This is a genomic window from Dryocola baronae (assembly GCF_051297175.1).
Taxonomy (GTDB): domain Bacteria; phylum Pseudomonadota; class Gammaproteobacteria; order Enterobacterales; family Enterobacteriaceae; genus Dryocola.
This window is the reverse complement of record NZ_JBINNY010000001.1, coordinates 848494-872125: the sequence shown is the minus strand read 5'-3', so window position 1 is coordinate 872125 and position 23632 is coordinate 848494. Positions and strand designations below refer to the sequence as shown.

Sequence of the window (23632 nt, the reverse complement as noted above, 5' to 3'; positions counted from 1 at the left end):
CCTCAGATTACCCGTACCGTTACAACCCTAAATAAGGAACCCCGCTCGTTATGGAATGCAATAACTCCATTAATAAAAACCCTCAACCCCGCGCGATCAAAGCCGCCTTCAGTATTAAAAATACTTTTTTATTGGCCATGTCCATCATCACCCTGGTGTTTATCTCATCCAATGCCTGGACGCTTTATAACTTTAACGAAATTAAGGTTAAAACAGACGGTTTCGCCAAGGGCTTTTATCAGTATAAGGCGCTAACTGAAACGTTATTTAAACTGAAGACGATACCGGAGGATGCCAATAAAATAGACAACGACGCCGCCGCACTCGCCGTCAGCCAGGCTAAAGAAGCCTTTAACAGCTATTTGAAGGTCGCGCCCGTTACCACCGAGTCAGGCATCAAGAAAACCAAAGAGCTACAGTCCGCGCTTGGCAGCGTAGACACCGCGGTGAACCAGGGACGGCGCGTGGAATTAATAACCAACATCCACAAGTTTGATGCGCTGGTCGATGACTTTAACGGCATGATTTTAAAATATGACGTTCAGGGAACCAACGACGAGATAAACGAAAGTATCGAGACGCTGTTTTATTACATCACCTTCCTGATGCTGTTTTCTTTAGCCACCTGCGTTCTCGGCTTTGGATGGGTGAAGAAGAATATTATTGCTCGTCTTGAGTATATGAAAGCGTGTTTCTCCCTGATATCCGGCGGCAACCTTCATTCCGCCTTAGACCTCGGCAAGAAGAATGAAATTGGCGAGGTTATTGAACAGTTAGACCATATGCGTCTGGATTTAAACCGCATCATCGGTTCGATAAAAGATTCAGCCGACGCGCTCAACGACAACACGACGGAGATCATTACCGGCAACCTGGATTTATCGTCACGCACCGAGCAGCAGGCGAGTGCCCTGCAGCAGACCGCCGCCAGCATAGAACAGATTAAAGTTACCGCCGCGCACAACGCCGAAAACGCGAGACAGGCCAACCATCTTGCCGACAAAGCCAGCGCGACGGCGCAAAGCGGTGCCGCCGCGATGAATGAGGTGGTTGCGACCATGCAGACCATCGAGCAAAGCGCGCAAAAGATTTCTGATATCAATAACGTTATCAACGGCATTGCCAATCAGACCAACATCCTGGCGCTGAACGCCGCCGTTGAGGCCGCGCGGGCGGGCGAGCAGGGGCGCGGATTTGCCGTCGTCGCCAGCGAAGTGCGTAACCTTGCCAGGCACAGCGCGGATGCCGCAAAAGAAATCAGCGAGCTAATTAAGCAGTCGGTTGAAAACGTCAATAACGGCAACAGCCTCGTCACCAATGCGGGCAATACCATGCACGACATCGTGGCTTCGGTTGCGCAGGCGAGCAGCATTATGCACGAGATTTCCCTCGCGTCCGTTGAGCAAAGCGAAGGGGTAAATCAGATTGCCACCGCCATCAACGAAATGGATACGGTCACGCAGCGCAACGCCGCGCTGGTGCAAGAGTCGGCGGTGATTACCGGAAGCATGGACGAGCAGGCTAAGCAGCTGGCGACGATGGTTTCCGTGTTCAAACTGGAGACTGCCAGCCCGGTGTAAACCCTGTGCTAAAGAATCGGCCTGCGTCGATTCTTTTTCTCAAGATACATCGCCCGATCAGCCTCGCGCAGCGCCGTGTCCGGATCGGTTGCTGCGGGATTAATGGCCACCGCGCCGATGCTTGGCCCGGCGTAGTCGATAAGCGTGGAGTGCAGCCGATATTCGCCGGTCAGCAGCTGGCCCAGGCGGGATTTGAAGGCCGTGACCGCACCATCTACCTCCTGGGGATCGGCCGGGCCTTCTCCTGCAACGATAAACTCATCGCCGCCAACGCGCCCGACAACCTCGTCGTAGCGCACGCCCTCTTTAAGCCTTTGCCCCACGGCGCACAGGAAGTCGTCCCCGGCTTCGTGACCGTGCACGTCGTTAATCTGCTTGAAGTCGTCGAGATCGGCAAAAGCCACCAGCACGTAGCGCGAGTCCTTTTCGGCCTTTGAAAATAGCTGCGGAAGCTGGTCAAACACAGCGCGGCGGTTCGGCAGCCCGGTCAGTTCGTCAGTGTAGCTGGCGGTCGTCAGCGCGGCGTTCGCCTGCTGGAGCTTCTGTAACAGCTGCTCGTTTTGGATCTGCTGGGCGATGAGCTGCGCGAAAAGTTGTAATACCTGTTCGCTGCGTTCGGACAGCTCCCGGCGTTCGGAGCTCGCCGCGCAAAGCGTGCCGTAGAGCGAGCCGTCGGCAAGCATTACCGGGGTGCTGACGTAGGTGGTGATGCCTAATTCCTTCGCCGCCTGCGAATCTCCCCAGCGGCTGGCGACATCGCAGGTGTAGCGGCAGCCTTCGTCCATGGCGCGCTTGCAGAGCGTATCGCCCCACGGCACGGACAGCCCTTCGGGAATTTGCATGCGCTGGGTGTTGCGCGAGAAGAGGATGTGCTGGTTGCTGCCGTCTGGCTCAATGCGCGTGAGGTAGGTGGATTCCATATTAGTGACCAGCTCAAGCATCTCCAGAAGCTGTCGGACAAGGCCTTCAAGCGTGTATTCAGACTCTAACGCGCTTGAAATGCGCTCGATAATATTGTCAGACATAAAATCAACAGCACCTTTTTTGGTCACTCCCAGGCCCCTGCCCAAGAAGCGTACGTTTTTAGCATATATTTTGCTGAAGTGCTCCCCTAAAACCTAAGAGTTGCGTAGATCTCACCGTATTGTTTAAAACCCCACTTTCCGTGGTTATTTATAATGAAAAAACCGTTATGTGGGCCTACCTGTATAAACCAATATAAATAAGGGGCATTAATCTTCTGCACTAATATAAACAGCCTTGATGATTCATTCATTATTTCAAATGATGTATTAAGCGTTTATATCGGCATCATATTGTTCGCACATATATATTTTGGAAATAAAACACCTCCTGTTCACTTTTGCTCTGGCGCGCCGGGCATCAACTGACATAACATTTCACCGGGTTAAAAAAGCGGCTGAAAAGTACGTTATTTCCACGACACGAAAGGAAGCGCAAAAAATGAAAAAAGAGTTTTTCCCCGGCACGCGAACGTCGCTGCCCGTAAGGGAATATCCGGTACTGAGAATTGACGCGAAATGCAAATCCTGGGAATTGGGATCGAGCTTTCTTCTTTTTACCGCGGGAAACAATAAAGGCCTCGATTTAGTCATCACGGCACACGGGCAGTATCAGCCCTGGCAGGGTGACGTGCAGATACCCAGCGGCACTGATTTTATCATTCTTGGCCCGCATAAATACCCGCTAGTCGATCCGACTCTGCCTAACCTGTTACTCAAGAGCCTGGTTCCCTACGCAACCGTTCATAATAGCGGTGCCATACACGGCAAAATTAACAACGAACAATACTATCTCGATACGAAAACACAGCCTTTTCTAAAACATGAATACTCGCAGAAGAGCATCACGGGCACTCGCAGTGGCGGGCGCTACAGAAATTACAAACTGTGCAAATATGAGGGCGATACGGATGATAATTATCTGGCAACCCGTGGGTTTATCGAACTGGGAGAGGGCATCGCCATGTCACAGTTCCACCTTTTTAACAGACGGCGCACCGATGTTTTATCTATCAGGTATCGGCACCTAAGATTTTCCCCCACGCTGAGAGATGTCATGCATGCGCTGAGTAAAGCCGGCATTCATTACGAAAGAATTATTCTTTGTTTTTGCCGTTCCGCTACCTCATCCAGTGATGACAGGAAGGGCTACGAAGCGATTTATTGATTTGAGGTTGATAAGACAGTTACGTCTAAGCAAGAACGAGATTTGAGGTTGTAAAATAGCCATTGAAATAGTTTACATAACACGTAAAGGGACTTATGAAACAATCTACCAACGAACTCATCCCATCTGTGATCGCATCATTCAAGAATTCATGCAGAGCATGAGCAACATGAAAATGCAGACGACGAACAACGTCAGATTTTCAAAGTTGGACAACTGGCCCCGCAATGCCAGCCGATTTTCTCGCTCCAGCGGCACTCTAAAAAATAAGGAGTTCTGAAAATGGCTATAGGGTTTTGGGTTGTGAAAGGCGATAAAACAACATGCGGGGGATCGGTACTGACCGGACACCCGAAAGGGAAGCAGATTGGCCCCAATCTAAACAGACAGGCAACAGTAGGCTGTCAGGTATCCTGTGGTAAACATCAAGGCACTTACAGCGTGGCAGGTGGATACCCTGGAGAGTATATTCACGGACAATTAGCCGCCAGCACACTTTACAGCCGTTCGACCTGTCCGTGTAAGGCTTTATTCATCCCTACCCATACTTTTATGCGGCACGGCCCTTACCAGACACCCGCGAAAGCAACACCCGCACCAGTGGCAACAAAAGCAGTATCTGAACCAATACAAAAGCCAGTGCAGCACGCACTGGCGGAGAAGAAGCAAACCAGTTTTGCTGACACCCGCAAGCCAGAAGATAACCCGTTATTGAACGGCGTTTACATCTGGACTGAAATCATCGATGCAGGACACGCTTTCGTTTCGGTGCATGAGAATAACTCGATCTACGTTTACACCTACGGGCGCTTTGGGCGAAGAGGACCAGCTAACTTTACAGGCGATGGAATACTTAACTTCTTTACCGGAGACGATGCACGTAGCTACTACCGTGAAGAACTTTACAAAGTTAATGCTCGGGTATTCAAAATTGATGATGCATCCATACTGGAGACACGTTCATTGTTTGAAAACCTTTGGAACTCAGGAGCAAAGCCAATCCCTACTGAGAAAATGGGTGAAAGAACCAAACGCAGGGGAAGAGTAATTGACGTCTATGATCTTACTGGCAGCAATTGTACAACTCATACTGTTCACGTAATTCGTAAAGCTGGCTCAAACATTTTCGAAACAATCTACACATCGACTACAACACAATTACCAATTGAAGGTGTGGAAGATTTTGCAGTGCCTTTATCTCTGCAAAATTATCTTATGCACAAAAGCAGCCTAAATTCAATGCAAGTAACTGAAGTTACCAATGAATTTAAAGAGCAGTATCCAAACATAGATAATTACACTCTTGGTGAAGAAAATGCTATGGAGAAAAACCTCGCTGCGGGAGCAGCAACATTAGGTTCGGCTTCAGGTTATTCTGGCGGTACGGTTGGTGGATTTTTGGGTGGTTCATATGACCTTGACGAATAGAACAAAATGTTTCATCCGGTGGGGAAGCATACTCACGATCTTTTTCCTCTACATAGCATCCATTTTGGTCAATGTATTAGATTATGGGATAACGAGAAAATACACTGACATACTCAACGAAAAAAACGATCGCTATTGAAGCCTGTAATGCTGTGGTGATTGATTTTGAACAGTATTACCACAGACTGATTGATGTTTCTCTCTTCGGTTACATCATTTCTACCGTGTTGATCCTGATCATCTTCAAGAAAGTGAGATGATCCCTAAAGGCTGGAAGTCTCCAGCCTTTTCCCCTTTCCCCCGATTTTAGGTAATAGAAGCCATAAAGCCCTGTTAGTGGAAAGACAACGTGTGGCATGTAGTAGCATTGGCAAATTACACTTCACATGTGGTTTATGAGAATCAATGCCTGACTCAGGCTTTGCCTACATGTTGTGCTATCGCAGGATAAGGATTCGAACAGCCGCCGAAAAGTGAAACTTTCATTTCCCTGGTAACTATCCGTGACAACTAAGTGCCCCGTTGGTACTTCGTCGTTCAATCGTAGAACGATCGCGCAAACTTATTAGAAGTAAGTAGTCAAAAGTGAAACGATTTTTTGTGAAGTTTTGCAATAAGGGGAGAGATCTGGAGCGGGTGAAGGGAATCGAACCCTCGTATGCAGCTTGGGAAGCTGCCGTTCTACCATTGAACTACACCCGCTTTTAGGAAGCCCCGGCATTATAACCCTCCGGGGCAAGGTGACAAGAGGCAGCGATGCTAAGTGGTGGTATTTTAAACGGTTGCAGTCAGCGATTTAGCAGGACGGCTTGCTACCCTGCGGCGGCAAATAACGCTGCGGGTCAAGCGCCGTGGCGCGGTAGCGGATCTGGAAATGCAGGTTAACCGAGTTTGAGCCGGTGCTGCCCATGGTGGCAATCTTCTGCCCTGCCGTGACCTTTTGCCCGTTGTTCACAAGCGTCGTGTCATTGTGCGCGTAGGCGGTGATGTAGTCTTCGCTGTGCTTAATCATCACTAAGTTGCCGTAGCCGCGCAGCTGATCGCCCACGTACACCACCGTGCCCGCGGCGGACGCGTAAATCGGCTGGCCGCGTGAACCCGCGATATCAATACCTTTGTTGCCGCCGTCGCTGCTGGAAAACGGCTCGATGACCCTGCCGCTGGTTGGCCAGCGCCAGCATCGGGAACCGACAGGCGGAGCGGCGACTTTTGCAACGCTTGCGTTGCTTGACGAGGAGCGAGGCTTCGAGGTTTTCGCAACGGCGGTTGATTTCTTAGAAGATGAGCCGGAGCTGCCTTTAACCCGCAGTTTTTGGCCGATTTCCAGCGTGTAGGGTGCCGATATGCCGTTGAGGCGCGCCAGCTCGCCGACGCTTGAGCCGGTCATGCGCGAGATGCGGTAGAGCGTGTCGCCACGTTTAACGGTGTAGACCGAGCCGCTGTAGCTGCCTGCGGAGGCCTGAGAAGTGCCCGCTTTGTTTGATGAGCACGCAACGAGAAGCAGGCTCAGGAGCAGTACGATGGCGTTGGGAGCCCATTTTCTGACTGTGCTTTCCTTGCGCAAGCGAACCTCTGAAACTGGAGATAATAAAGAAGTTCCTCCCCGCAGGGAGGAACTCAGACTGACTTACTTAACCGGACGCAGAGCCGGGAACAGGATCACATCACGGATGGTGTGGCTGTTGGTAAACAGCATCACCATGCGGTCGATACCGATGCCCAAACCCGCGGTTGGCGGCAGGCCGTGCTCAAGCGCGGTCACGTAGTCTTCGTCGAAGAACATCGCTTCGTCGTCACCCGCGTCTTTCGCCGCAACCTGGTCAGCGAAGCGCTGCGCCTGGTCTTCCGCGTCGTTAAGCTCGGAGAAGCCGTTACCGATTTCACGGCCGCCGATGAAGAACTCGAAGCGGTCGGTGATTTCTGGGTTTTCGTCGTTACGACGCGCCAGCGGAGAAACTTCTGCCGGGTATTCGGTGATGAAGGTCGGCTGAATCAGATGGCTTTCCGCCACTTCTTCGAAGATTTCGGTCACTACGCGGCCCAGGCCCCAGCTCTTCTCGACTTTGATGCCGATAGAGGCGGCGATTTCCAGCGCTTTCGCCATATCGTCCAGATCCGCAATGTTGGTTTCCGGGCGGTATTTTTTGATGGCTTCACGCATGGTCAGCTTGGCGAACGGCTGGTCGAAGTCAAACACCTGCTCGCCGTAGGTCACCTGCGCGGTGCCCAGCACTTCGTGCGCCAGCGTGCGGAACAGGGATTCGGTCAACTCGATCAGGTCTTTGTAATCCGCGTACGCCATGTAGAGTTCCATCATGGTGAACTCTGGGTTGTGACGCGGAGAAATGCCTTCGTTACGGAAGTTACGGTTGATTTCGAAGACGCGCTCGAAGCCCCCCACCACCAGGCGCTTCAGATACAGCTCTGGCGCGATACGCAGGTACATGTCGATGTCCAGCGCGTTGTGGTGAGTGATAAACGGACGAGCAGACGCGCCGCCAGGGATAACCTGCATCATTGGCGTTTCGACTTCCATAAAGCCGCGGCCAACCATGAAGTTACGGATGCCGGACATGATCTGCGAACGAATCTTAAAGGTGTTGCGGGATTCGTCGTTGGAGATCAGATCCAGGTAACGCTGGCGGTAGCGCGCTTCCTGATCCTGCAGGCCGTGGAATTTATCCGGCAGAGGACGCAGGGCTTTGGTCAGCAGGCGCAGTTCGGAACAGTGGATAGACAGCTCGCCGGTTTTGGTTTTAAACAGCTTGCCGCGCGCGCCGAGGATATCGCCCAGATCCCACTTTTTGAACTGCTCGTTATAGACGCCTTCCGGCAGATCGTCACGGGCAACGTACAGCTGAATGCGGCCGCCAACGTCCTGCAAAGTGACGAAAGAGGCTTTGCCCATGATACGGCGGGTCATCATGCGGCCAGCAACGGTCACTTCGATGTTGAGGTCTTCGAGCTCTTCGTTCTCTTTACCGTCAAAGTCTGCGTGCAGCTGGTCTGAGGTATGGTCGCGACGGAAGTCGTTCGGGAAGGCAACGCCATGCTCGCGCAGGCCAGCCAGCTTCTCGCGGCGGGATTTCAATTCGTTATTAAGATCGACTGCCGCTTCGGTGCCCTGTGCTTGTTGTTCAGACATGTTGGTTCCTCATAACCCTGCTTTCAAACTTGCTTCGATAAATTTGTCCAGATCGCCATCCAGTACCGCCTGCGTGTTACGGGTTTCAACCCCGGTGCGCAGATCTTTGATACGGGAGTCATCAAGGACGTAAGAACGAATCTGGCTGCCCCAGCCGATATCCGATTTGTTATCTTCCAGCGCCTGCTTCTCAGCATTTTTCTTCTGCATTTCCAGCTCGTATAACTTCGCTTTCATCTGCTTCATGGCCTGATCTTTGTTCTTATGCTGCGAACGGTCGTTCTGGCACTGGGTGACGGTCCCGGTCGGGATGTGGGTAATACGCACCGCGGATTCTGTACGGTTAACGTGCTGACCACCCGCGCCGGACGCACGGTATACGTCGATGCGCAGGTCTGCCGGGTTGATGTCGATATCGATGTCGTCATCCACTTCTGGATAGACGAAGGCGGAGCTAAAGGAGGTGTGGCGACGGCCGCCGGAGTCGAACGGGCTCTTACGCACCAGGCGGTGTACGCCGGTTTCCGTGCGCAGCCAGCCGAAAGCGTATTCGCCCTGAATACGGATGGTGACGGACTTGATGCCGGCCACTTCGCCTTCGGACTCTTCGATGATTTCCGTTTTGAACCCGCGGGCTTCGGCCCAGCGCAGGTACATACGCATCAGCATGCTTGCCCAGTCCTGCGCTTCGGTACCACCGGAGCCAGCCTGGATGTCGATGTAGCAGTCGGCGCTGTCGTACTCGCCTGAGAACATACGACGGAATTCGAGCTGCGCCAGTTTGGCCTCCAGCTGGTCTAACTCAACAACGGCTTCGTTGAAGGTTTCTTCGTCGTCGGCTTCAATGGCCAGCTCCAGCAGGCCGGAAACGTCGTCCAGCCCCTGGGTCATTTGATCTAATGTTTCGACAATCGCTTCCAGCGCGGAACGCTCTTTACCCAGCGCCTGCGCGCGTTCAGGTTCGTTCCACACGTCAGGCTGTTCAAGCTCTGCGTTTACTTCTTCCAGGCGCTCTTTCTTGGCATCGTAGTCAAAGATACCCCCTAAGAACGTCGCTGCGCTCTGTGAGGTCCTGGATGCGGTTTTTTACCGGGTTAATTTCAAACATGTGTAATATCTTATGTTGGGGACTAAGACGAAAATGCGGTCATAAACCGGAAAGTTTACCGGAATTGTGCCGCATTTTATAGCGTTCGCTGGCTTTATATAGCCAGGTAATTGGCGTTGCAGAACGCAGGCTATATTGGCCAAATATGATCGATCAAAAGCTGCACGCTGCGGTTGCCGCGAAACTCGTTAACATCCAGCTTGAAAGCCAGTTCGACTTCACGCACGCCGTTGTCCGGCCAGCGGGTGGTGTCAACGTTAAACGCGATGCCGTCCAGCAGCGGGCCGCCGCCTAAGGGTTCAACCATCACCTTAAGATGACGCTCGCCCACCAGCCGCTGTTGCAGCAGGCGGAATTTGCCGTCAAACAGCGGTTCCGGGAACATTTGCCCCCACGGCCCCGCGTCACGCAGCATTTCGGCGACTTCCAGCGTCATCTCTTGGGGAGCCAGCGCGCCGTCTGACCAAATTTCACCCTGCAGCAGCGCCGGGTCGAGCCATTCGCCCACCAGGTCGCCAAAGCGCTGGCGGAACTCTTCAAAGCGCGCTTCTTCAAGCGAAAGCCCTGCCGCCATAGCGTGGCCGCCAAACTTGAGCATCAGGCCCGGATGCAGGGTATCAAGCCTTTCCAGCGCATCGCGCATATGCAGGCCCTGAATCGAACGCCCGGAACCTTTAAGCGTGCCGTCACCGGCGGGAGCGAAGGCGATAACCGGCCTGTTGAAACGCTCTTTAATGCGCGAGGCGAGGATGCCGACTACGCCCTGGTGCCATTCGGGATGGTACATCGCGAGGCCGTAGGGCAAGGCGTCGTTGCTGCGTTCCAGCGCATCACACAGGCTCAGCGCTTCAACCTGCATGCCCTGCTCAATCTCTTTGCGCGTCTGGTTTAGCGCATCAAGCTCGTTTGCCAGCATGCGCGCTTCGCCGATATTTTCGCTCAGCAGCAGCGCCACGCCGACGGACATATCGTCCAGCCTGCCCGCGGCGTTCAGACGCGGACCAAGCGCGAAGCCCAGGTCGCTTGCCGCCAGCTTGTGCGGCTCGCGGTTGGCGACTTCCAGCAGCGCAAGAATCCCCGGACGGCACTTACGTGCGCGAATCCGGCTCAGGCCTTGCCAGGTAAGAATTCGGTTATTGGGATCGAGGGGAACAACGTCTGCCACCGTGCCTAGTGCGACAAGATCCAGCAGCTCCGCCAGATTGGGAATTGCCAGGCCCTGCTGTTCAAACCAGCCGCAGTCGCGCAGATGCGCGCGCAGGGCAAGCATCAGGTAAAAGGCCACGCCCACGCCCGCAAGCGATTTGGACGGGAACTCGCAGTCAACCAGGTTCGGGTTAATTATCGCCTCGGCTGCCGGAAGCTCCGGGCCCGGCAGGTGGTGATCGGTCACGATCACCGGAATGCCCAGCTCGTGCGCGCGTTCCACGCCGGTATGCGACGAAATGCCGTTATCCACGGTGAGAATGAGCTGCGCGCCGCGCGCGTTGGCCTGATCGACTACTTCCGGGCTTAAACCGTAGCCGTCTTCAAAGCGGTTTGGCACCAGATAGCCGACGTTCGCACCGCCGAGGCTGCGTAAGGCCAACACGCTCAGCGCGGTGCTGGTCGCGCCGTCGGCATCAAAATCGCCGACAACAATAATGCGTAACCCTTCACGAAAAGCGCCGTGCAGGATCTCGACGGCTTTATCCATGCCGTTGAGCTGCTGCCAGGGCAGCATGCCCTTCACGCTGCGTTCCAGATCCTGTTCACCACGCACTCCGCGACTGGCGTAGAGGCGCTTTAACAGCGGGGGTAAGCCCGCCGGTAAGACCACCGTGTCATCCACGACCCGGCGGCGAAGCTGCGTTTGCTGTTTCACCCGTTATTGACCACTTGCTTTGCTCAGCTGCTGATGCGCATCCAGCATTTGTTTCATCTCTTTAGGCCCCTGGTAACCCGGGATCACGGTGCCGTTGCTTAGCACGATAGCCGGTGTACCCTGCACGCCAAACTGCACGCCGAGGTTGTAATGGTTAGCGATGTTAGTCGCACAGCTCGCAGACGGCACCGCGTCACCCTTCATTGCGGCATCGAAAGCTTTGTTGCGATCTTTAGCACACCAGATGGACTTCATGTCGCTCTCAGCCTGGCTTTGCAGCCCCTGACGAGGGAACGCCAGGTAGCGTACGGTAATACCCAGCGCGTTGTAGTCTTTCATCTCTTCGTGCAGCTTGTGGCAGTAGCCGCAGGTGATGTCGGTAAAGACGGTGATGACGTGTTTTTCCTGCGGCGCTTTGTAGACAATCATCTCTTTTTCAAGCGCGTTCAGCTTGCCGATCAGCAGCTGGTTGGTCACGTTCACCGGCTGCGCGCCGCTGACGTCATACATCGGGCCTTGAATGATGTGCTTGCCGTCTTCCGTCACGTACAGCACGCCGCTGTCGGTCAACACGGTTTTCATTCCGGCAACCGGCGCAGACTGGATATCCGCGTTCTGCACGCCCAGCTTCGCCAGGGATTGTTTGATTGCCGCGTCGTCAGCATGCGCAAAACCGGTCACGGAGGCAGCCAGCAACGAGAGCAATAAAATACCTTTTTTCATGATTCTTCCTTTGTCTTCGGCACTCACGCTCGGGGGTGGTGCTGTTGATGCAGCTGACGCAATCGTTCGGTCGCTACATGTGTATAAATTTGTGTGGTGGACAAATCGCTGTGTCCAAGGAGCATCTGTACGACACGCAAATCCGCGCCGTGGTTCAGCAGGTGCGTGGCAAAAGCATGGCGCAGCACGTGGGGTGACAGCTTTTCACCGTCGATTCCCGCAATCACAGCATAGTGCTTAATGCGGTGCCAGAACGTCTGCCGGGTCATCTGCTGCGCGCGCTGGCTGGGGAATAACACGTCGATAGACTGCCCGTTCAGCAGCCAGGGGCGGCCATGCTCAAGATAGTTTTCCAGCCAGTACACCGCCTCTTCGCCCAGCGGCACCAGACGCTCTTTGTTGCCTTTACCGATCACCCGCACTACGCCCTGACGCAGGCTGATGTCGCTCATCGACAGGCCCACCAGTTCAGACACGCGCAGCCCGGTAGCATACAGCAATTCGAGCATCGCTTTGTCGCGTAACTCGATAGGCTGGTCGAGACAGGGTGCCTGCAGCAGCCGGTCAACCTGCGCTTCGCTGAGATCTTTTGGCAAACGCTGCGGTAGCTTAGGCGACGAAAGCAAAGCGCTCGGGTCGTCGTCACGGGCTTTTTCACGATAAAGATACTGAAATAAGCGTCGGATAGCGCTCAGCATGCGGGCGGAGCTTGTCGCTTTGTAGCCCCCTTCCAGCCGCTCGGCAAACAGCGACTGCAGATCGCCCGCCTGCACGTTAAGCAACGTCAGACCGTGGCGGTCCAGCCATTCCACAACCATTTTCAGATCGCGGCGGTAGGAAGTCAGCGTGTTCTCAGCCAGATTCTTTTCGAGCCAAAGTGCATCAAGAAATTGTTCTATACGGGCGAGATCCTGTTCCACTGAAGCCTCTCTTTTGCTCAATTGTGTCCATTATGCATGATGCACAATGGGATCTGGTACACTTGCCGCCTGCACGTTATTAAATGAGTTGTTATCGCTATGAACATTGGGCTTTTTTATGGCTCCAGCACCTGCTACACCGAAATGGCTGCCGAGAAGATTCGTGACATCATCGGCCCGGAGCTGGTGACGCTGCACAATCTGAAGGATGACTCCCCCGCGCAAATGGAACAGTACGATGTGCTGATCCTCGGCATCCCAACCTGGGATTTCGGCGAGCTGCAGGAAGACTGGGAGGCCATCTGGGACCAGTTGGATAACCTGAACCTGGAAGGCAAACTCGTGGCCCTTTACGGCATGGGTGACCAGCTTGGCTACGGCGAATGGTTCCTCGACGCGCTGGGTATGCTGCACGACAAACTGGCCCCGCGCGGCGCGCAGTTTATCGGTTATTGGCCAACCGAAGGCTATGAATTTACCAGCCAGAAACCGATTATCGCCGATGGACAACTGTTTGTTGGCCTCGCACTGGATGAAACCAACCAGTACGATTTAAGCGACGAACGCATTCAAAACTGGTGCGAACAGATTCTGGGTGAAATGGCCGAGAAGTTCGTCTGACGTAGGCTCAGGCTTGCCCGCTGCCGCTTGCCTGCTGCTGTAGCATCAGGCGGCGCAAATCACGCCACTCTCCAATATCCATACTGTCGGCTGCCAGCCACAAATGCTGGCAGCGGGTTTTGCGCGTCTGGCGAATGCGTAACATCATGCCGGTGCGCAGCATCCACGGCGTGCCTACGATTTCCCACTCTTTATCCTGCCATTTCAGGCGGTAATCGGTCAGCAGTTTGATTTCACCTTGCGTTGCGTGAATGCGGCGCTGGCTGCGCACGCTGTCGAAAACCACCAGAGAAAGTAAAAACATCCAGATAAGCGTATAGCTCATCGGCCAGGGTAAAAGCAGCACAAACAGCGCCAGCAGCCCGTGGGCTAACAGCGAAAGCCACTGCGCCCGCCAGGAGACGCGAAGATCAGATTGCCACAGGACCACGTTCTCTATTCCGTGTTTGGATGAGCTTCACCATACGCTGCAGTTCAACGTCTGCCGGAGCGCCGTGATTCATCAACCAGTTAAAGAGGTCGGGATCGTCGCATTCCAGTAAACGGATAAAGAGCTGCTTATCCGCGTCGCTCAGGGTGTCATATTCATATTCAAAGAACGGCATAATCGAAATATCGAGCTCGCGCATTCCACGGCGGCACGCCCAGTGAATTCGGGCTTTGTTATTGATATCCATGTGCTCTTTCCTGCTTAACTGACGTGTGAGGTACGTGTGTTAGTGTAACGTGTTTTCACCGCGCGTATTAACTGAATGTTGCTTTCTGAGTAGTTTCTCGGCAGAAATCGCTGCAAAGCCGCATCGTTACATTTTTGCTGCGAGAGAACTCGAAGCGGCACAAATCGCGCCATCAAACTGCTTGCATTGGCGGGTGGCTCTTTTACCATTGACGCCATACCTCTGTTGCATAACCCGGGACAATATATGGCTTTCAATCCGTTTCCTCCTCGTCAGCCTACCGCCGCAGCCCGCCTGCCGCTGACGCTGATGACTCTTGATGACTGGGCGCTGGTGAACGTCACCGGCGCGGACGCTGAAAAGTATCTCCAGGGGCAGGTCACTGCGGACGTAGCGCAACTGGGACCGAACCAACATCTGCTCTGCGCCCACTGCGACGCGAAAGGCAAGATGTGGAGCAACCTGCGTCTGTTCCATCGCGGCGAAGGCTATGCCTTTATTGAACGTCGCAACCTCTTTGAAGCGCAGCTGACCGAACTGAAAAAGTATGCGGTGTTCTCAAAAGTGACCATGACGCCGGACAGCGAAAGCGTTCTGCTGGGCGTTGCTGGTTTCCAGGCTCGCGCAGCGCTTGCGAACCTGTTCACCGCCCTGCCGGATGAAGCAAATCCCGTTGTCCAGGACGGTGCCACCAGCCTGCTGTGGTTCAACCTGCCAGCCGAGCGTTTCCTGCTGGTGACGGACGCCGCCACGGCCCAAATGCTGGCTGAAAAACTGCGCGGCGAAGCCCAGCTTAACGACAGCCAGCAGTGGCTGGCGCTGGATATCGAAGGCGGGCTGCCGGTCATTGACACCCCGAACAGCGCGCAGTTTATCCCGCAGGCGACAAACCTGCAGGCGCTGGGCGGCATTAGTTTCAAAAAAGGCTGTTACACCGGCCAGGAAATGGTGGCGCGAGCGAAGTTTCGCGGCGCTAACAAACGCGCGCTGTGGTATCTGGCAGGCAGCGCTTCCCGTGTGCCGGAAGCAGGCGAAGATCTCGAGATGAAAATGGGCGACAACTGGCGTCGTACCGGCACAGTGCTTGCCGCAAGCCTCCTCGACGACGGCCGCGTGCTGATTCAGGCCGTCATGAATAACGATCTGGAGCCGGACAGCGTTTTCCGCGTGCGGGAAGACAACGGCAGCGAACTGGCTATTGAGCCGCTGCCTTATTCACTGGAAGAGAGTTAACGGTCGTGCTCAAGCCCCCGTTCTGCGGGGGCTGAGACTGATGACAAGCCTCATACCTCCACGATATGAACATTTGTCTCCGAAAAAATAATAAGGAAAATCAATTCATTGATTTTCGGCTGATAACCACAAAGAAGGAAAAACCACGCTTTTTCCTTCTTTGTCAGCAATCTGAGCCCCCGTTCTGCGGGGGCTTTGCTTTAGCGAATGTACAAATAGATAGCGAGGAAGTGACACACGCTGCCGCCCAGCACGAAACCATGCCAGATTGCGTGGTTGTAGGGGATGCGCTTGCAGACGTAGAAAATGACGCCCAGCGAGTAAATCACCCCGCCCGCAGCCAGCAGAGTTATGCTGCCCGCGTCTAGCTTCATCGCCAGCTGGTACACAACCGCAAGCGACAGCCAGCCCATCAGCAGATAGGTCACCAACGACAGCACTTTGAAGCGGTGCGCAATGGTCAGCTTAAACAGAATGCCCAGCAGCGCCAGACTCCAGATAACCACCATCATGCCGTGCGCAAAAGGTGAGTTCAGCCCAACCAGCAGGAACGGCGTGTAGGTTCCGGCGATAAGCAGGTAAATGGCGCAATGGTCGAATTTTTTGAGCACGCGCTTCGCTCGGGGGTGAGGCACCGCGTGATAAAGCGTGGAGGCAAGGAACAGCAAAATCATGCTGCCGCCGTACAGGCTGTAGCTGGTGATGGCCACCGCGCTGGCGTGGGTCGAGTAGGCCTGAACCAGCAAAAGCACCAGTCCGACAACCCCGAACACTAGCCCAATACCGTGGCTAATACTGTTGGCTATTTCCTCAGCCAGTGAATATCCCGGTGCTTTGATTGGTTTGTCAGCCATAAGGCTACTCCAGGTAAGTCTAAAGATGAAAAATGCAGCACGATTAGCATAACTGAGAATGATTCCAGTGAACACGTGTACGCTAAAATAATTTAGCCCGCGGCCGCGACGCATAGCAACGGCTTAGCAGCTGCAAGAATGAAGGAGAACGCTATGTCCCCGCACGCCTTTGGCGCGATGAGCGAAGTCATCGCCTTTCTGATAGAAATCGACAAGCTGAAGCTGGTCGAACGTCGCACCAAAATTATCGGCCACGGTCGGCAGGAAAACTCAGCAGAGCATAGCTGGCATTTTGCCGTTGCGGCGATGAGCCTTGCACCTTTCGCTCCCGCTGAGGTGAATATTTCGCGCGTCGTGCAGATGGCGTTGCTGCACGACATCGTGGAAATCGACGTTGGGGATGTGCTGGTTTACGACCTGGCCGCCCGTGAAGCGATTGCTGAAAAAGAAGCGCTGGCCGCCGCCCGCCTTTTTGGCCTGTTACCCGAGCCGCAAAGCGGTGAATTCCTCAGGCTGTGGCTGGAATACGAAACAGGCGCCACCGCCGACGCCCGTTTTGCCAGCGCGCTGGATCGCATCCTGCCCATTCTGCAAAACCTGCATAACGAAGGGCAAAGCTGGCGCGAAAATAATATCTCTCTTGAGCAGGTATTAACCCGTAACGCTCTGGTGGGCGAAAGCTGGCCGGAATTATGGCAACATGTCGTCAGCCATTTATATGGCGCGCAGGAAAAAGGCTGGCTGCGCTAAACTCCCTATACGGCTTAACTTTGGAAGACGGACGATGTTTACTCACGCGGCAATCGCTAATCTCAACGGCCTGGAAATGCTGGTCTACAACTATGTCATTAAAAACCGTGACAAAGTAATGTACATGACCATCCGCGAGCTGGCCGATGCCGCGGGCGTCTCCACCACCACCGTGCTGCGCTTTTGCCGCAAGCTTAATTGCGAAGGGTATTCCGAATTTCGCGTGCGCTTTAAGTTATATCTTGAGCAAAACGACGAGCAGCTGGTTAATTTTGGCCCCAGCGAAATCATTAGCTTTTTTAAAAGCACCAACAATGAAGAGTTTGATAATTTAATTGACCGCGCGGTTGATATTATTTGCTCATCGGAAAGAATTATATTTGTCGGGGCGGGCACGTCGGGCGCTTTAGCTAAATATGGCGCACGCTTCTTCTCTAACGTGGGAAAATTTAGTAACCATATCGACGACCCTTATTTTCCGGTCACCAACGATATGGCTAAAAACGCGCTGGCCATTGTGCTTTCCGTTTCCGGCGAAACCGAGGAAATCCTCCGTTTTGCCAGCCAGTTCAGCCTGCATAACTGTAAGGTGCTGTCCATCACCAGCCATGAGAACTCGGCGCTGGCGAAACTTGCAGATTTTAATATCTCCTGGCATATTCCGCTGACGCGTGTCGGCGGCGTTTACGACATTACCACGCAGATTCCGGTTATTTATATTCTCGAAACCATCGGTCGCAAGCTGGCTAAAAAAATGGCGTAAAAAAACATGCTGTTTTTTAGATGTGACAAATCACATTTGGCGTGATTTGTTATATCGTGACAATTAAATCTCGTTTGTTAGACTCCAGACCAGAGTTTATTAACGTAACGCCAGATTGTGAACTCACCCACAATATTCCCGGCGCGCCACTGCGAGATAAAAAATATGAAGAAATTGACCTTACCAAAAGACTTTTTATGGGGCGGCGCGGTAGCCGCGCACCAGGTTGAAGGCGGCTGGAACAAAGAGGGCAAAGGCCCAAGCATCTGCGACGTGCTAACCGGCGGCGCACACGGCGTGCCTCGTGAAATCACCCAGGAAGTCGTCCCCGGCAAATACTATCCAAACCATGAAGCCATCGACTTCCACGGCCGCTACAAAGAAGACATCAAGCTGTTTGCCGAAATGGGCTTCAAGTGCTTCCGCACATCGATTGCCTGGACGCGCATCTTCCCAAACGGTGACGAGCAGCAGCCGAACGAAGAAGGCCTGAAGTTCTACGACGACATGTTCGACGAGCTGCACAAATACAATATCGAGCCGGTTATCACCCTTTCTCACTTCGAGATGCCGCACCACCTCGTGACGGAATACGGCGGCTGGACCAACCGTAAAGTCGTCGATTTCTTTGTGCGCTTTGCTGAAGTGGTGTTCGAACGCTACAAGAGCAAGGTGAAATACTGGATGACCTTTAACGAGATCAATAACCAGCGCAACTGGCGCGCGCCGCTGTTTGGCTACTGCTGTTCCGGCGTGGTCTACACCGAGCACGACAACCCGGAAGAGGTGATGTACCAGGTTCTGCACCACCAGTTCGTGGCAAGCGCCATGGCGGTGAAAATCGGCCACCGCATCAACCCGGAAATGCAAATCGGCTGCATGCTGGCGATGGTGCCGCTGTACCCGTTCTCCTGCAAACCGGAAGACGTGATGTACGCCCAGGAATCCATGCGCGAACGCTACGTGTTTACCGACGTGCAGCTGCGCGGCTACTACCCGTCCTACGTGCTGAACGAGTGGGAACGCCGCGAGTTCAATATCAAAATGGAACCAGGCGACGAGCAGATCCTGCGTGAAGGCGTGTGCGATTACCTCGGCTTTAGCTACTACATGACCAATGCGGTGAAGGCCGACGGCGGCACCGGCGATGCGCTTTCCGGCTTCCAGGGCAGCGTGCCGAATCCACACGTTAAGGCGTCCGACTGGGGCTGGCAGATTGACCCGGTTGGCCTGCGCTACGCGCTGTGCGAGCTTTACGAGCGCTACCAGAAACCGCTGTTTATCGTGGAAAACGGCTTTGGCGCATACGACAAGGTCGAAGAAGACGGCTCTATCAACGACGATTACCGCATCGACTATCTCAAAGCCCACGTAGAAGAGATGATGAAAGCGGTCACCTATGACGGCGTAGACCTGATGGGCTACACCCCGTGGGGCTGTATCGACTGCGTTTCCTTCACCACCGGCCAGTACAGCAAGCGCTACGGCTTTATCTACGTTAACAAGCACGACGACGGCACCGGCGATATGTCCCGCTCGCGCAAGAAGAGCTTTAACTGGTACAAAGCAGTTATCGCCAGCAACGGCGAAACCCTCTAACAACTTGCTTTAAGCCCTGCGGCGGGTAACGCTTCGTTTACCCGCCCTGCATCTTCCGCCTCATCATTGGCGCCGCCTATTTTAACGATAGCCGCAGCCTGCCCTTTACCTTGATGCCGCTCAACGAGCGCCTCCCCCGAAATCACCATCATCTAAACCACATAAAATCTGTGGTTTAGAAAGATCGCGGATTCTGCTTTACCTCTGGGAAAGGGAACTTTGATGAACAAAATAACAAAACTGCTGGGGCTAGCCGTCGCAGGCGGCGCCGCGTGTTATCTCGGGCTTGTCGGCTACGTCAACTATCATGATAAACAACGCATTAACGCCTCGTTCGCGCAAAAAGAACCATCCGTTCTAAACGCTAAGGTATTGAATATTCTCCAGGAAAAGGGATGCGATTACTGCCATACCCCTTCCGCCGAGCTGCCTTTCTACGCCTCTTTTCCGATAGCAAAGCAGCTGATGGAGTACGATATTGAGCTAGGTTACAAATCTTTTAACCTGACCCATGTCCGTGAAAGCCTTAATAACAACGACGGCGCGCCACAAAGCGACATCACTAAAATCGAATGGGTGATGGAGCACCAGACCATGCCGCCTACGCGCTACACCGCCCTGCACTGGGCGGGCGCGATGAATAAAGAAGAACGGAACACCCTGCTGGAGTGGGTAAAACATCAGCGGCTGAACTACTACGCCACGCCGGATATGGCCGAAAACCGCCGTAACGAACCCGTACAGCCCATACCTAAGTCGCTGCCGGTTGATGCGAAAAAGGTCGCCCTCGGCATGCGGCTTTATCACGATCCTCGCCTTTCCGGCGACAACACCGTTTCCTGCGCGCAGTGCCACCAGCTTGGCGCGGGCGGCGTAGACGGACGTAAAACCTCCCAGGGTGTAGGAGGCGCTATCGGCCCGATTAACGCCCCAACGGTGTTTAACTCGGTGTTCAATATCGAGCAGTTCTGGGACGGGCGAGCGCCGGATCTCCAGGTGCAGGCCGGCGGCCCGCCGCTGAACCCTCTTGAAATGGCGTCCAAATCCTGGGAAGAAATCACCGGCAAGCTTAACCAGGACCCGATCCTGACCCGTGATTTCACCGCCGTTTATCCGCAGGGCCTAACCGGTGAGACGATTACCGATGCGATCGCCGAGTTCGAGAAAACGCTAATCACGCCAGACTCCCCCTTCGACAAATACCTGCGCGGGGACGATAACGCGCTGACCGCGCGGCAAAAACGCGGTTATCAGCTGTTCAAAGACAATAAGTGTGCCACCTGCCACACGGGGAAAATCCTCGGCGGGCGTTCTTATGAACCGCTTGGGCTGAAAAAAGAGTTTGGCTTCGGGGAAATAACGGCTGCGGATATCGGCCGCATGAATGTCACCAACGAGGTGCGCGACCGGCTGCGTCAAAAGGTGCCAACGCTGCGCAACGTGGCGTTAACCGCGCCTTACTTCCATCGGGGAGATGTGGCCACGCTTGATGAAGCCGTGAAGCAGATGCTCAAGTATCAGGTGGGGACAACGCTTGCCCAGGGTGACGTAGAGGATATCGTCGCCTTCCTTGAATCGCTAAACGGGGTTTATTCACCGTATCCGATTGATTAATCCAACAGTTGTAGGTCGGGCAGGCGTTCGCGCTGCCCGACAACACTTCTGGCTTTAAACGGGCAAAGCAAACCGGAAGCAGGCCCCGCTGTCCGGTTTTTCCACCAGCGTAATGTCGCTGCCGTGAAGCTGCAGCATCTGGCGCACGATCATCAGGCCAAGGCCGCCGACCCGCAGCCGGGACTGGCTGGCGATTGACGGACGCACGAACAGACCTTCTTTCAGCTCCTGCGGTATTCCCGGCCCGTTATCGCTCACCTGCACCAGCACCCTTTCACCTTCGGCCCACAGCCGCACCGCTATCGTCCCTTTTTCGGGCGCATGACGGATGGCGTTGTCCAAAAGATTGGTAAGTACGCGTTCGATCATGCCGACATCGGCGTCAATCATCGGCAGGCCGGGCTGGATATCCGCTAACATCTGCTGCTGCCGGGTTTGCGCCGCCAGCTCAAATTTCTGGAACACATCCTGCAAAAGCTCGCTCAGTGAAAAGTGCTCTTTTTGCGGTTTGACCACGCCGTATTCCAGCCGCGCCAGCTCGAACAGCGACTGCGCGAGCGTGCCGACCTTCTGGCTCTGCGCGAGCGCAATCTCCAGATAGCGCTTTTTATCCGCCTCGGACAGGGTTGCGGACATCACCGACAGGCTTTCAAGATAGCCGTGCAGCGAGGTTAGCGGCGTGCGCAGGTCATGGGAGATATTGGCGATAAACTCGCGGCGCAGCTGGTCCTGCTGCGCAAGCCGATGCCACTGTTCCGCGATGCGCCTGGCCATGCTAATCACGCCCTGGCGCAGAAGATTAATTTCATCACTGCCCCTGTCGGCCTGCAGCGGCAGCGCGGCCATCGCCTTCATCTCTTCCATGCCGCCGGTTTCCAGCTCGCGCACCTGGCGCGACAGTTCGCGCAGCGGCCGGGTGATCCAGCGGAAGGCCAGGCCACCGACGATCAGCCCCAGCAGCGCGACCAGGCTTATCGAGAGCAGGACAATTTTTAGCAGCGCGTTAAACTGCGCGTCGCTGCTCAACGCCGTGTATTTTTCCCCAAGCAGAATCACATACAGATAGCCTTTGATCTCCCCGTCCTGGCGCATGGGCGCGACGCTGAAGACTTTTTTGCCGTCCAGGCTGCGCGGATCGTCGCCGTAGACCGGAAATTCGTGGCTGCTTAACGCGGTCTGAATCGGCTCCAGGTCGATCCGCGGGCGCTTGATATGCCCGGGCGGCGCGCCGTCCCCGACGATATTGCCCTGATTATCCAGCAGATAAACCTCAACGCTCGGGTTCACGGCCATCAGATGATCGAACAGCGTACGTACGGAATCTCTGTTCAGCCCGTCCTGGCCGAGCAGCGGGTAGCTCTGGTTGATGTGCTGGGCCAGATCGCCGGAAATCTGCTGGATAACCGCCTGGCTGTACTGGGTGCTGGTTCGCACCTGTAGCCAGCCCAGCAGCGCGCACGAGGTGAGAAGCAGCAGCGCAAAGACCAGCGTCAGGCGCTGTGAAAGGGTCAGGGTTCGCATAGGTTACTCGCGTGGCGATGCGGTGAATTTGTAGCCTTTTCCCCACACGGTGCGGATGAAATTTGGCTCCGCCGGATTGTCTTCAATCTTGATGCGCAGGCGGTTGATGTGGGTATTGACGGTGTGTTCGTAGCCTTCATGCTCGTAGCCCCAGACCTCGTTGAGCAGGTTCAGGCGCGAAAAGACGGTTTCCGGGTTTCGGGCAAAGAAGTAGAGCAAATCGAACTCGCGGGGCGTCAGCTCCACCGGCTGGCGGTTGAGCTGCACGTCGCGCGCCAGCGGGTCTATAGAAAGGTTATCGAAGGTCAGCACGCCCGCATCCAGGCGCAGGTTCTGGCTCATCGCCTCCTGCCTGCGAAACAGCGCTTTGACGCGTGCGACCAGTTCCAGCATGGAAAACGGCTTGGCGAGATAGTCATCCGCGCCAAGCTCAAGGCCCAGCACGCGGTGCGTTTCGCTCGAGCGGGCGCTGATAATGATGATGGGCGTGTAGCGCGTCATGGTTCTGGCGTGGCGGCAGATTTCCAGCCCGTCGACGCCTGGGAGCATCAGGTCAAGAATCAGCGCGTCCCAGCCGCCCTGGCGGAGTTTTTCCATGCCCGCGTTGCCGTCCGCGGCGTGGGTGATAGCAAAACCCTCTTCCCGCAGGTGCAATTGCAAAAGCTCGGCGATGTTTTCATCGTCTTCAACTATTAGCAGCTTTTTAGCCTGATCCACTTACTCATCCCCGCATTTACGTCATGCTAAAAGTCTACACAACATGCGTGCGGGAAGTTGTCACATTTTCGTTAACTCTTCCCCTCACCCGCCCTTTTTATGACGAGGGGGAAAATCACTTCCCGCCAGCCAGATCGATAAAGCTGCCGGTGACGTAGGAAGCTTTCTGGTTGAGCAACCAGACGATGGCTTCGGCGACCTCTTCCGGCTGCCCTCCGCGCTGCATGGGCAGGTTGGCCTTTACGCGATCGACGCGCCCTTTCATTTTTCCTCCCGATAACACAAAGGGCACCGAAGTGCCCTTTACTGGTAGTGATGGTGGATG

The 23632-nt window shown here is 54.6% G+C and carries 21 protein-coding genes, 1 tRNA gene and 1 pseudogene; 9 read left to right on the top strand and 14 right to left on the bottom strand.

From position 1 onward, the window contains the following. Positions 1-50: 50 nt before the first annotated feature. On the top strand, positions 51-1580 hold the full coding sequence (locus ACSPHG_RS04035) for a methyl-accepting chemotaxis protein (protein ID WP_435952247.1): 1530 nt from the start codon (positions 51-53) through the stop codon (positions 1578-1580). Positions 1581-1588: 8 nt separating this feature from the next. Here ACSPHG_RS04035 and ACSPHG_RS04030 read toward each other — a convergent pair whose 3' ends face one another. Then, entirely contained in the window at positions 1589-2605 is a 1017-nt protein-coding gene (locus ACSPHG_RS04030; RefSeq protein WP_435952246.1) for a sensor domain-containing diguanylate cyclase, read from the bottom strand. Between the two features lie 439 nt (positions 2606-3044). Here ACSPHG_RS04030 and ACSPHG_RS04025 point away from each other — a divergent pair, with 439 nt between their 5' ends. Next, positions 3045-3770 carry a putative adhesin gene (locus ACSPHG_RS04025; protein ID WP_435952245.1) on the top strand — a complete coding sequence of 242 codons (726 nt, stop codon included), beginning with the start codon at positions 3045-3047 and terminating at the stop codon, positions 3768-3770. Between the two features lie 282 nt (positions 3771-4052). Continuing rightward, a complete protein-coding gene (locus ACSPHG_RS04020) occupies positions 4053-5198 on the top strand; it encodes a PAAR domain-containing protein (protein ID WP_435952244.1) in 1146 nt (381 codons plus the stop codon). A gap of 628 nt (positions 5199-5826) precedes the next feature. On the opposite strand, the gene ACSPHG_RS04015 is transcribed toward ACSPHG_RS04020, so the two are convergent. From ACSPHG_RS04015 to xerD, 7 genes are all read right to left on the bottom strand, one after another. Further along, positions 5827-5900 (bottom strand) — tRNA-Gly (locus ACSPHG_RS04015). Between the two features lie 94 nt (positions 5901-5994). After that, positions 5995-6762 (bottom strand): amidase activator ActS, encoded by a 768-nt coding sequence (gene actS, locus ACSPHG_RS04010; RefSeq protein ID WP_435952243.1) that lies wholly within the window; start codon positions 6760-6762, stop codon positions 5995-5997. 63 nt (positions 6763-6825) lie between these two features. Then, positions 6826-8343, bottom strand: coding sequence for a lysine--tRNA ligase (gene lysS, locus ACSPHG_RS04005; RefSeq protein ID WP_435952242.1), 1518 nt, complete (start codon positions 8341-8343; stop codon positions 6826-6828). 9 nt (positions 8344-8352) lie between these two features. Beyond that, a protein-coding gene (gene prfB, locus ACSPHG_RS04000) for a peptide chain release factor 2 (protein WP_435952241.1) occupies positions 8353-9451 on the bottom strand; the annotation gives its coding sequence in 2 pieces (ribosomal slippage) (positions 8353-9375 and positions 9377-9451; 1098 coding nt in all). 130 nt (positions 9452-9581) lie between these two features. Continuing rightward, positions 9582-11315, bottom strand: coding sequence for a single-stranded-DNA-specific exonuclease RecJ (gene recJ / locus ACSPHG_RS03995; RefSeq protein ID WP_435952240.1), 1734 nt, complete (start codon positions 11313-11315; stop codon positions 9582-9584). 3 nt (positions 11316-11318) lie between these two features. Further along, a complete protein-coding gene (gene dsbC / locus ACSPHG_RS03990) occupies positions 11319-12038 on the bottom strand; it encodes a bifunctional protein-disulfide isomerase/oxidoreductase DsbC (RefSeq protein WP_435952239.1) in 720 nt (239 codons plus the stop codon). 23 nt (positions 12039-12061) lie between these two features. Beyond that, on the bottom strand, positions 12062-12958 hold the full coding sequence (xerD, locus tag ACSPHG_RS03985) for a site-specific tyrosine recombinase XerD (RefSeq protein ID WP_435952238.1): 897 nt from the start codon (positions 12956-12958) through the stop codon (positions 12062-12064). A gap of 99 nt (positions 12959-13057) precedes the next feature. On the opposite strand from xerD, the gene fldB reads away from it, so the two are divergent. After that, positions 13058-13579: a flavodoxin FldB gene (gene fldB, locus ACSPHG_RS03980; RefSeq protein WP_435952237.1), complete on the top strand. Its 522-nt coding sequence runs from the start codon at positions 13058-13060 to the stop codon at positions 13577-13579. Between the two features lie 7 nt (positions 13580-13586). Here fldB and ACSPHG_RS03975 read toward each other — a convergent pair whose 3' ends face one another. Further along, positions 13587-14009, bottom strand: coding sequence for a protein YgfX (locus ACSPHG_RS03975; protein ID WP_435952236.1), 423 nt, complete (start codon positions 14007-14009; stop codon positions 13587-13589). Further along, positions 13990-14256: an FAD assembly factor SdhE gene (gene sdhE / locus ACSPHG_RS03970; protein ID WP_435952235.1), complete on the bottom strand. Its 267-nt coding sequence runs from the start codon at positions 14254-14256 to the stop codon at positions 13990-13992. The genes ACSPHG_RS03975 and sdhE overlap by 20 nt, the downstream gene beginning before the upstream one ends. 246 nt (positions 14257-14502) lie before the next feature. Between sdhE and ygfZ the strand changes: the two genes are divergently transcribed. Then, positions 14503-15489 (top strand): tRNA-modifying protein YgfZ, encoded by a 987-nt coding sequence (ygfZ, locus tag ACSPHG_RS03965; RefSeq protein ID WP_435952234.1) that lies wholly within the window; start codon positions 14503-14505, stop codon positions 15487-15489. Between the two features lie 200 nt (positions 15490-15689). On the opposite strand, the gene trhA is transcribed toward ygfZ, so the two are convergent. Continuing rightward, complete coding sequence (trhA, locus tag ACSPHG_RS03960) at positions 15690-16343, bottom strand: PAQR family membrane homeostasis protein TrhA (protein WP_435952233.1); 654 nt, start codon at positions 16341-16343, stop codon at positions 15690-15692. Between the two features lie 153 nt (positions 16344-16496). On the opposite strand from trhA, the gene ACSPHG_RS03955 reads away from it, so the two are divergent. From ACSPHG_RS03955 to ACSPHG_RS03940, 4 genes are all read left to right on the top strand, one after another. Next, positions 16497-17093: an HD domain-containing protein gene (locus tag ACSPHG_RS03955; RefSeq protein ID WP_435952232.1), complete on the top strand. Its 597-nt coding sequence runs from the start codon at positions 16497-16499 to the stop codon at positions 17091-17093. A 34-nt stretch (positions 17094-17127) separates the two neighbouring features. After that, on the top strand, positions 17128-17856 hold the full coding sequence (locus tag ACSPHG_RS03950; RefSeq protein WP_435952231.1) for a MurR/RpiR family transcriptional regulator: 729 nt from the start codon (positions 17128-17130) through the stop codon (positions 17854-17856). Between the two features lie 165 nt (positions 17857-18021). Further along, positions 18022-19455: a 6-phospho-beta-glucosidase gene (locus ACSPHG_RS03945; RefSeq protein WP_435952230.1), complete on the top strand. Its 1434-nt coding sequence runs from the start codon at positions 18022-18024 to the stop codon at positions 19453-19455. Between the two features lie 222 nt (positions 19456-19677). Next, entirely contained in the window at positions 19678-21069 is a 1392-nt protein-coding gene (locus tag ACSPHG_RS03940) for a cytochrome-c peroxidase (protein WP_435952229.1), read from the top strand. Positions 21070-21123: 54 nt separating this feature from the next. Here ACSPHG_RS03940 and ACSPHG_RS03935 read toward each other — a convergent pair whose 3' ends face one another. The 3 genes and pseudogenes from ACSPHG_RS03935 to ACSPHG_RS03925 form a co-directional block, all read right to left on the bottom strand. Continuing rightward, positions 21124-22590 (bottom strand): sensor histidine kinase, encoded by a 1467-nt coding sequence (locus ACSPHG_RS03935; RefSeq protein ID WP_435952228.1) that lies wholly within the window; start codon positions 22588-22590, stop codon positions 21124-21126. Between the two features lie 3 nt (positions 22591-22593). Then, a complete protein-coding gene (locus ACSPHG_RS03930) occupies positions 22594-23307 on the bottom strand; it encodes a response regulator transcription factor (RefSeq protein ID WP_435952227.1) in 714 nt (237 codons plus the stop codon). 115 nt (positions 23308-23422) lie between these two features. Then, a pseudogene (locus tag ACSPHG_RS03925) lies at positions 23423-23584 on the bottom strand (SDR family oxidoreductase); the annotation flags it as partial. Positions 23585-23632 lie beyond the last annotated feature (48 nt).

Bases quoted from the DNA above. Each gene is read 5' to 3' on its own strand.
- ACSPHG_RS03950 (WP_435952231.1), top strand. From the start codon at position 17,128: ATGTTTACTCACGCGGCAATCGCTAATCTCAACGGCCTGGAAATGCTG.
- ACSPHG_RS04020 (WP_435952244.1), top strand. From the start codon at position 4,053: ATGGCTATAGGGTTTTGGGTTGTGAAAGGCGATAAAACAACATGCGGG.
- ACSPHG_RS03935 (WP_435952228.1), bottom strand. From the start codon at position 22,590: ATGCGAACCCTGACCCTTTCACAGCGCCTGACGCTGGTCTTTGCGCTG.
- ACSPHG_RS03945 (WP_435952230.1), top strand. From the start codon at position 18,022: ATGAAGAAATTGACCTTACCAAAAGACTTTTTATGGGGCGGCGCGGTA.
- lysS (WP_435952242.1), bottom strand. From the start codon at position 8,343: ATGTCTGAACAACAAGCACAGGGCACCGAAGCGGCAGTCGATCTTAAT.
- dsbC (WP_435952239.1), bottom strand. From the start codon at position 12,038: ATGAAAAAAGGTATTTTATTGCTCTCGTTGCTGGCTGCCTCCGTGACC.
- ACSPHG_RS03955 (WP_435952232.1), top strand. From the start codon at position 16,497: ATGTCCCCGCACGCCTTTGGCGCGATGAGCGAAGTCATCGCCTTTCTG.
- trhA (WP_435952233.1), bottom strand. From the start codon at position 16,343: ATGGCTGACAAACCAATCAAAGCACCGGGATATTCACTGGCTGAGGAA.
- fldB (WP_435952237.1), top strand. From the start codon at position 13,058: ATGAACATTGGGCTTTTTTATGGCTCCAGCACCTGCTACACCGAAATG.
- ygfZ (WP_435952234.1), top strand. From the start codon at position 14,503: ATGGCTTTCAATCCGTTTCCTCCTCGTCAGCCTACCGCCGCAGCCCGC.
- ACSPHG_RS03940 (WP_435952229.1), top strand. From the start codon at position 19,678: ATGAACAAAATAACAAAACTGCTGGGGCTAGCCGTCGCAGGCGGCGCC.
- sdhE (WP_435952235.1), bottom strand. From the start codon at position 14,256: ATGGATATCAATAACAAAGCCCGAATTCACTGGGCGTGCCGCCGTGGA.
- ACSPHG_RS04035 (WP_435952247.1), top strand. From the start codon at position 51: ATGGAATGCAATAACTCCATTAATAAAAACCCTCAACCCCGCGCGATC.
- ACSPHG_RS04025 (WP_435952245.1), top strand. From the start codon at position 3,045: ATGAAAAAAGAGTTTTTCCCCGGCACGCGAACGTCGCTGCCCGTAAGG.
- ACSPHG_RS04030 (WP_435952246.1), bottom strand. From the start codon at position 2,605: ATGTCTGACAATATTATCGAGCGCATTTCAAGCGCGTTAGAGTCTGAA.